This is a genomic window from Pluralibacter sp. (assembly GCF_019237635.1).
In the GTDB taxonomy this organism is placed as follows: domain Bacteria; phylum Pseudomonadota; class Gammaproteobacteria; order Enterobacterales; family Enterobacteriaceae; genus Enterobacter_B.
On sequence record NZ_JAFAGS010000114.1, the window covers coordinates 1 to 8,384 of the forward strand.

General features: G+C 49.9%; 9 protein-coding genes and 1 pseudogene. 6 read left to right on the forward strand and 4 right to left on the reverse strand.

From position 1 onward, the window contains the following. Nucleotides 1–794: pseudogene (locus JO226_RS13255) on the reverse strand (Tn3 family transposase); the annotation flags it as partial. A gap of 153 nt (nucleotides 795–947) precedes the next feature. Next, the gene (locus JO226_RS13260; RefSeq protein WP_293592850.1) at nucleotides 948–1,871 is read right to left on the reverse strand and encodes a LysR family transcriptional regulator; all 924 of its coding nucleotides are present in this window, start codon (nucleotides 1,869–1,871) and stop codon (nucleotides 948–950) included. Between the two features lie 103 nt (nucleotides 1,872–1,974). Here JO226_RS13260 and JO226_RS13265 point away from each other — a divergent pair, with 103 nt between their 5' ends. The 6 genes from JO226_RS13265 (at nucleotide 1,975) to JO226_RS13290 (ending at nucleotide 6,908) form a co-directional block, all read left to right on the forward strand. Continuing rightward, on the forward strand, nucleotides 1,975–3,177 hold the full coding sequence (locus tag JO226_RS13265; RefSeq protein ID WP_293592852.1) for an MFS transporter: 1,203 nt from the start codon (nucleotides 1,975–1,977) through the stop codon (nucleotides 3,175–3,177). Between the two features lie 224 nt (nucleotides 3,178–3,401). After that, nucleotides 3,402–3,764, forward strand: coding sequence for a hypothetical protein (locus tag JO226_RS13270; RefSeq protein ID WP_293592854.1), 363 nt, complete (start codon nucleotides 3,402–3,404; stop codon nucleotides 3,762–3,764). Nucleotides 3,765–4,057: 293 nt separating this feature from the next. After that, the gene (locus JO226_RS13275; RefSeq protein ID WP_293592864.1) at nucleotides 4,058–4,642 is read left to right on the forward strand and encodes a methyltransferase domain-containing protein; all 585 of its coding nucleotides are present in this window, start codon (nucleotides 4,058–4,060) and stop codon (nucleotides 4,640–4,642) included. A 65-nt stretch (nucleotides 4,643–4,707) separates the two neighbouring features. Then, complete coding sequence (locus tag JO226_RS13280; RefSeq protein ID WP_293592856.1) at nucleotides 4,708–5,154, forward strand: VOC family protein; 447 nt, start codon at nucleotides 4,708–4,710, stop codon at nucleotides 5,152–5,154. A gap of 163 nt (nucleotides 5,155–5,317) precedes the next feature. Continuing rightward, complete coding sequence (locus JO226_RS13285) at nucleotides 5,318–5,605, forward strand: VF530 family protein (RefSeq protein ID WP_293592858.1); 288 nt, start codon at nucleotides 5,318–5,320, stop codon at nucleotides 5,603–5,605. Nucleotides 5,606–5,612: 7 nt separating this feature from the next. Then, complete coding sequence (locus tag JO226_RS13290) at nucleotides 5,613–6,908, forward strand: glycoside hydrolase family 10 protein (protein WP_293592860.1); 1,296 nt, start codon at nucleotides 5,613–5,615, stop codon at nucleotides 6,906–6,908. A 14-nt stretch (nucleotides 6,909–6,922) separates the two neighbouring features. Here JO226_RS13290 and JO226_RS13295 read toward each other — a convergent pair whose 3' ends face one another. Continuing rightward, on the reverse strand, nucleotides 6,923–7,861 hold the full coding sequence (locus JO226_RS13295) for a hypothetical protein (RefSeq protein WP_293592862.1): 939 nt from the start codon (nucleotides 7,859–7,861) through the stop codon (nucleotides 6,923–6,925). A 160-nt stretch (nucleotides 7,862–8,021) separates the two neighbouring features. Then, nucleotides 8,022–8,300 carry a DUF1471 family periplasmic protein YahO gene (yahO, locus tag JO226_RS13300; RefSeq protein ID WP_293592866.1) on the reverse strand — a complete coding sequence of 93 codons (279 nt, stop codon included), beginning with the start codon at nucleotides 8,298–8,300 and terminating at the stop codon, nucleotides 8,022–8,024. Between the last annotated feature and the right edge of the window lie 84 nt (nucleotides 8,301–8,384).

An 8,384-nucleotide genomic window follows, 5' to 3' on the forward strand; every position in this document is an offset into this window, starting at 1 on the left:
ACGGCCTGATTATCAGCAAAATTTTTAGCGACCTGTCGGTACACCGTGTCGAGTTGCCGGGTCAGCGCATTGACGGCCTCTCCGGCGTTGAGAGGTTGCCCGAGGGAGCGATACACCTGCACTCTGTTGGTATGCCAGTCCTGACCCTGGAGAAGTTTAGCCCGCGGATCTCCCCAGCGTTCACTCTGTACGACGTAAATATCCCGTCTCCGCAGACTGTCCTGTAACTTATTCATAACACAGAGGGTATAGCCCTGTCAGGATAAATGACCGTCTTTGCTATAGCAGAGTCGCCTCCAGGGGCCGGTAATTATCGCCATTGGCGCATCATCAATATGTTGCCTCCGGGTTGATCGGATCGCCGCAAGGTAGCGTATAGCCTCCAGCGTGGTTTCACCTGCCGGAGCGGCGCTGAATTCAATATTTTCCAGCAAACAGGGAAGAAAACGGCGGACTCTTCCATACTGTTCCACCATTTCATCGTGAAAACTGGCGTCAGGAGGCCGGGCAATCGCGTTTATAAATGTGATGGTGTCGGCCAGCCTGGCCGGAGGGAATTTTTCAAATATTGTCGAGCGGAGCAACTCACTGTCGACATTTTCATCCAGAAGCATCGAGCAGATATTTGCCAGTTCTAATGCTGATTTATCAAGATCTTTCAAAGTTCTCAGACGTTTTTTCTGTCCAATTTTTTTCGCCTCCCGGCCGATATCAGCAATAACTCCATCCAGGACGTCCAGCGCATCATCCAGCGCCGATATTTCGTAGGAACGGACAAAGGCAACCAGCATAGCTATTACTGGGTTTACGATACCGTACGTCAGCGTATCGTCACCCGTCTGGCAAAGCGCGATCCGGTTTACTAAACATGGTGAAAAGGCCCGTTTCGGGTCTTCTCACAGGGGGCAGTTTGGATATCGAAAATTATTGTACGTCAAGCCCATTTTTTAACCACAATCCGGCGAGGGTAAATGGTTCAATCTCTGATGTATGAAATCAATGAGCGCTCTTGTTTTAGCGGGCAAGTAACGCCTATCTGAATAAAGTGCGAACAATTGCAATGGTGCTGGCGATTGTTCAAACTCAACCTCGATTAACCTTCCATCGTTAATGTAAGGCTGACAGGCTTGTTTCGATAGAATGGCAAAACCGACACCTGCTACCGCCGCTCGTCCTGCCATCTCTCCACTGTTGACCCGATAATGCCCTTTAACCTTAATAGTCTCGAATCCCCCCTTTTTATTAACAAACTGCCAGGGAGCACCTCTAAGTGCACTTACCGTTGTAATACAGGGTAATTCTTCAAATTGCTGTATACGAGAAGGGGGGCCATAACGCTGAATGACGGAGGGGGCAGCAACGATGGTGCAAGGGATAGTCACCAGATGACGGGCTATATAGTCACTGTCATCCATCTGACCACGGCTAACAATAATAGCTAAATCCAGATCATCTCGCAGGGATTCAAAACCAGACAAATTTGTGACGCAGCTTATTTCCAGATCCGGGTACTGACAAGCGAAATCGGCAACAACAGAACCCAGCAATGCAGGACCTATTTCATTGGGAATACAGATACGTAATGGGCCCTTGAGTTGCATTTGCCGCAACGTTAATTCTGTTTCAGTTTGCTCAAGCGCCTCCAGTAATGGCTTCGCTCGGGCATAGAGTAGGTGCCCCGCCTGGGTGAGTTTCATATGTCGGGTGCTGCGCTCAATGAGCTGAAGATTCAGTTTTTCTTCTAACTGAGAAATACAACGACTCACATTTGATGTCGGCATTTCAAGGACTTTCGATGCCCCAACAAAACTTTCTCTTTCAACCACAGCAATGAACACTTTCAGGGTATTAAAATCAAGAGCCGGCCGCATCAACTATCCCATAAATGATAATAATAAGTGCCATTTTTACCATCTAATGAACAATATTGATAGCGGTTAAACTCGGATATCTTTCATCCATAGGTCGCTTGCTATGCCACTGGTCACACAGACGTTTAATCATAAAGCCCTCATGCGGATAGCCATTGTAATGGCTTTTATCCAGTTCACCAATGCGCTGGAATATATGGTGTTCAACCCTGTTTTTGCTTTTATGGCAGCAGATTTCGCAGTTCCCGTATCATTCTCAGGCTATGTGTCCGGTATGTACACATCAGGAGCAGTCCTGGCGGGAATTATTGCCTTTTACTGGATTGGTCGTTTCAATAAGAAACGTTTTTTAATCGCCAATATGGCACTACTAGGCCTACTGACACTTTTGACTACATTCACCTCCAGTTTTAGTCTTCTGCTTACATTACGATTCTGTGCAGGATTGGTTGGAGGTACGACAATGGGTGTGGGTATCAGTATATTGATAAATCACGCACCGACTAACTTGCGCGGAAAAATGTTGGCGACGGTGATTGCATCATTTTCGATGGTAAGCATTGTAGGAGTGCCCACGATATTATTTTTGTGTACTCATTATGGTTGGCATTTCGCTTTGTGGTTAATCAGTACACTGTGTTTGTTGGCATTGCCACTGATTGTTTCCATCATCCCTCAAGACCCAGTCTCTTTCGACACGCTCCACGCACTGCCTCTCGACGTTGATACTTTACTGTTTGCTTCCAGTAATGCGCTTGTACAGTTTAGTCCAATGTTGGTCATTCCTGTTCTGGTACCATTAATGACACAGCAGTTGGGCGCTTCTCAAGACCTGTTGCCCTGGTTGTTCTTCGGCGGGGGTGTTACAGGGTACCTGTCTACAAAAATGACAGGCGCGTTAACCTCCCGTTTTTCTGCTTTGATTCTGGCTACAGGGTCAACTATCGTCTTTATACTGAGTCTGCTAATACCAATCCTGGGCTATCAGCATGCGGCGCTATTTATTACTTTATTTCTCGGTGCATCTTACAGTCGTCTGGTTTCATCTTCGGCGGTTACGATTCAGTTTCCTGATGACAGGCAACGAGCGGGATTTTCTTCATTACAGACATCAATAATGTATCTGATTACAACCATCGCATTTTTTCTGTCCGCTTTTCTATTACCTGATCGTGGCATGGCACCACAAAATGTGAACACGTTGCTGGCGGTATGTGCAATTTCCGCATCAGGGTTCCCAATTATCGTTATCATTCTGCAAAAGAAACTGGCTAAACGTTTTCATCTTCCAGCAGCGTCATCCTAACTGCTGTACGTCAGCTTGTGTTTGTGACGCGCGTTGCTGTGTGAAATGGGTGACGTCCTCGAGAAGCCGGGGCAGGATAGGGAAGATGAGGCTAATGCCCACCGCGTTGGCAAAAGATAGCCCAACGTGGCGGGATAAACACTGGCGAAGATGGCAACGCGTTGCCAGGATGATAGTTGCGAAAGGTAAGTAATCCCTAAAAACGCTCACAACGGAAAATCTATATGAATGCAGAAATTAAGGGTGGGATCGATATCGCTATCAAAGTGCCCACACACCAGTATCAGCAGACAATCGATTTTTATCGTCATACCATCGGGCTGGATGAAATTACCGATAAACCGCCAGCGACCGGATTTGTTCTTGGGCCAAACCGACTGTGGATTGACGAAGCGCCAGGACTAAGTCAGGCCGAAGTTTGGCTTGAGTTGTTCACTACCAATTTTAAACTGGCTGAAAAACACATCGAAGAACGTGGCGTTGTTCGATGTGATTCTGTCGAACTTTTACCCGAAGGATTCCAAGGCGGGTGGATCATGAATCCCTGCAATATTGTACACATGCTACGAGAACCCGAAGCATGGTGAGATAGAATGGCTTCGGTCTGTCAGATTGAAGCCATTCTATATAAAACTCAACCAAACAGAGGTCGATAAAAGCAGACCCAATGTGACCGTGATAGTCCAGATTATGCGTTATCTTACACAGGTGCGCATAATGTATATTATGTTAAATTGAATCTGTGAATCCCAAACCCCATAGATTCCACGTCTGTACATTCCTTCCCCGCCAACAATCGCGGCCAGACGCGGATTAAGCAATTGTTAAGATTGCAGGTACACAATGCATGCAGACTCGCCGAAAACTGGAGAAACTTGCGATGCTCAATTCTGTGATTGCGACGGTACAACCTTATCTTAAGCATCAGATGAACTACGCCAGACAATTTATTCTCTCACCACGCACCTTCGGTTCCGTAACGCCCTCATCACCCTGGTTGTGCAACCGGATGACCAGTCTCGCCAGATGGGAAACCGCCACAGCCGTTGCGGAACTTGGCGCCGGCGATGGCGTTCTTACCCGCAGGCTGCTTAATCGTTTGTCGCTCTCAGCACAACTGGATGCCTGGGAAATTCAGCCAGGGCTTGCACGTCAGTTGCAGACTCTGGCGGACCAGGACTGTCGGCTGCGCGTGATTACCCGCTCCGCTGAACAGCTGGACAGAAAATACGATCTTGTCTTTTCATGCCTGCCGCTACTGTCCATCCCGCTGGCAACGCGACTACGAATATTAAAACAGATCCGGAAGCAGCTTAATCCAGGGGGAATGCTAATTCAGTTTCAGTACAGTCCGCTGTCGGAGAAACTGTTGTCCCGATACTTTGAGTGGCGCCGAATCTATGAAATTCGCAACTTCCCGCCCGCATGGATTTATGTCTGTACCCCACGCCCAATGCCGATATGACGGGCATCCGTCGGAGAGTATGTTATCTTTATTGATGGAAACATACTCAGTTATAAGGAGATAAAATGGATTCTGATTTATCCGGTATCGACATCGTGTTTATCGCAGGTTTTGGTCCCATCACCCTGGATACTGACACCAGTAAGGCCTTTTATGTCGATGCGCTGGGATTGCCGCTAAAAAGTATGGAGGGCAACAGCGACTACCTGCTGACCGAACACGACGCGCTGGACGGTGTAAAGCATTTTGCGCTGTGGCCGCTTTCTCAGGCGGCGTTCTCTTGTTTCGGATCCGAGCAATGGCCGGGGGATCTCCCTACCCCACAGGCCTGGATCGAATTTGAAGTGCGTGATATCGACGTTGCCACCCGAGTGCTTAAAAGCAAAGGTTATCAGCTGCTTGTCGCACAGCGCGAAGAGCCATGGGGACAGACGGTGACTCGTCTGCTAAGCCCGGAAGGATTACTGGCGGGTGTCACCATTACCCCCTGGCTGCGCCATGATCCGCAGTAATGCTCAGATAACGGAATAGTTCCTGGCCCATTCGGTTGCGGTCTTCATCGCATTTGTCACGGTCGTGGCGGAAATCTCCAGCGCCTCGCTGATCTCCCCTGCCGCTTCCCTTGCTCCTGACCCAGGACTATAATCACAAAAATCAGAAAATACCGGACTCCACATGACCGCTCACTCTTCTAAAGACCCGCTGCATGGCGTAACGCTTGAAATGCAAGTCAATGCGCTGGTCGCCCGCTTTGGCTGGGTACAACTTGGCAAACGTATTAATATCAACTGCTTCAAAAAAGACCCGAGCGTCAAATCGAGCTTAACGTTTCTTCGCCGTACGCCGTGGGCGCGAGCGGAAGTCGAGGCGCTGTATCTTGAGTCTCTGACCGACGCTGCACCGGTAAAACCGGACGCGCCTGACGTGGATCCTTGGGCTAACAGCCGCTTTACTAAGAGCTAATTTCCCGATGCCGCAACAATTTTTAGTAACAACGATAAAACGGTTCGCGGCGCTGACAGGCTGCGCATTATTAATCATCAGCTGCTCGTCGAAACCACCGCAGTCGCTGGTCACCCCATTCCCTTCCGCAGCTAAACCGCCTATTGCGCGAAATCAGGAGCCCGTGCGCGGCGTCTGGCTAACGACCGTTTCTCGTCTTGACTGGCCGCCAATATCGTCAGTCAATGCCAGCCCCGATATTCGTGAAAACCTGCAAAAAAAGGCGCTTACCGATAAACTCGACAAGCTGAAGAGCCTGGGCGTTAATACCGTGTTCTTCCAGGTAAAACCGGATGGTACTGCGCTGTGGCCGTCGAAGATTTTACCGTGGTCCGATACGCTGACCGGGACGATTGGCGAAGACCCGGGCTACGATCCGCTGCAGTTCATGCTGGATGAGGCGCATAAGCGTGGGATGAAGGTCCATGCCTGGTTCAATCCGTACCGGGTTTCAACCAACACCCGGCCATCAACCGTGGCAGAGCTCAACCGCGCGCCGTCCAGCGTGTTTGTACAGCATCGGGACTGGATTCGCACTGCCAGCGATCGTTTCGTACTCGATCCCGGGATCCCTGAAGCTCGCAACTGGATAACCAGCATCGTTGCTGAAGTCGTCACGCGCTACCCTGTCGACGGCGTGCAGTTTGACGACTATTTCTATACCGAAACGCCGGGTTCAGCCCTTAACGATAACCAGACATTCCGGGAATATGGCCAGGGGTTCGCCTCGAAAGCAGACTGGCGGCGCCACAATACCCAGCAACTGATTGCCGAGGTATCCCGCACCATTAAGCAGATAAAACCCAACGTTGAATTTGGCGTTAGCCCTGCCGGGGTCTGGCGTAACCGCTCGCACGATCCCGACGGGTCCGACACCCGGGGAGCTGCCGCCTATGATGAATCCTATGCTGATACCCGTCAGTGGGTACAGCAGGGGCTGCTGGATTATATTGCGCCGCAGATTTACTGGCCTTTCTCACGAAGCGCCGCTCGCTATGACGTGCTGGCAAAATGGTGGGCTGACGTCGTGAAACCGACAAATACGCGTCTTTATATCGGCATCGCCTTCTATAAAGTGGGCGAACCCTCGAAAAATGAACCTGACTGGACGGTCCAGGGCGGCGTGCCAGAGCTGAAAAAGCAGCTCGACTTAAACGACGCTGTGCCACAAATCCAGGGAACTATTCTGTTTCGGGAGAATTACCTCAATGCGCCGCAAACGCAGGATGCCGTCAGTTATTTAAGAAGCCGCTGGGGGAGTTGAACGCCCCCGCTGTTTCAAAAACTCATGGCAAAACCGATCCCATAACCGCTGGTATTATTACCAAACATATAGCGCGCCACCAGGCGCGTTCGGGTGACAAAGACATCGTATTTGCTGCTGTCGAGCTCCAGACCAACCCCCACTGAACTCAGGTTGTCAAAGCCGAGCTGCCCACGCTGATCGCCCAGGTATTCAGTATGCGCGCCCTCCAGAACGTAGCGCACCGGGCGTTGCAGCAGCGTCCAGTCAGAGATAGGCGCACGGCGGCGAATATACAGCCCAAGGTTATCGGCGTTGGCCTGTCCCTTAACCGCGTCGGCGGTATCGCCGAACGTTTCCAGGCTCATCCCGGAGTAGCGAAGCTCAACGTCAATATCCTGTGATTGTGAAAACAGCTCGTAATCAAGCATGAGTGAGCCTCCCAGACCGTAGGCGTTCAACCGGCCGCCGTCGAGAAACTGCATGTCGGCATCGCGTTTTTGCTGTACTACCCATGTCCCGACACGCAGATCGCTCACCATCGTTCCCAGCATGACGTTGAAAATGGGGCGAAGCACCAGATTACCGCCCCACTTGTCTTTATATAACTGGAAGTCCCAGCCGATACCGCCAGTCGCGGTAAGACTGTTCCACTTAGCGGGAATATTGCGATTTTCGGCGCCATCAGAGAAAACGAACTGCGGATCGTAGCGGCTGTACCCCACCGTGCCTTCCAGATACAGGGGGAAGGATTCGCTTAGCGTGGCGCCGCCGCCGAACTGGGTGATGGAAAGTGCGTTTTTATTATTGGTGCCGCTGCCGATATTGAGATCGCTGGCGGTGACGTCAGGCACTACCGTATAACTCATCAGCGTCAGTACGGCATCCGCACGTTGCTTAAGGCGGTGGCCGTTTGCGGCAACACCAACCTGGCTGGACAGCAATAACGCAACCAGCAGGAGACTGCGGGGCATAACCGACATCGGCGATGACATACCACTTACCTGTAGCGTTAATGGCTAACGTTATTCTATAAAAAAGAGATTTGACGAATTAAATGAAGATAGTAGATATCTGACACCGGTATTAAAAGTGGGAAACTTTCGTTCCCCACCCGGTACACAACTGGCTAAATCATTTTTTCTTATAAATGTTAGCGCTGGCGTGAACCTTTTTGTTGGTGCTGCCAGAAGTCAGAACCAGAACATCGGCCCCTTTTTCGTCAGCTTTTTTAATCAGCTCAGATTTCGCATCAGTTTGAGAGCTCTCATTTGAAACTGAAACGGTACCAATCTTTTTATATTGAGAAGCCACCTTTTTAAAAGCGTCGTGAGTCATCAGTTCAGCCGCGCTAACGCTAGTGACGAACGCGAAAGAAGCCATTGCAATCATTAACTTAGGAATAATACGCATGTTGTAACCCTTAGTATTGTTTATGGGATAGCCAGTATAATAGTAAGTTCTTAGTAAATTGACATATCGAAATACAACAGTAGA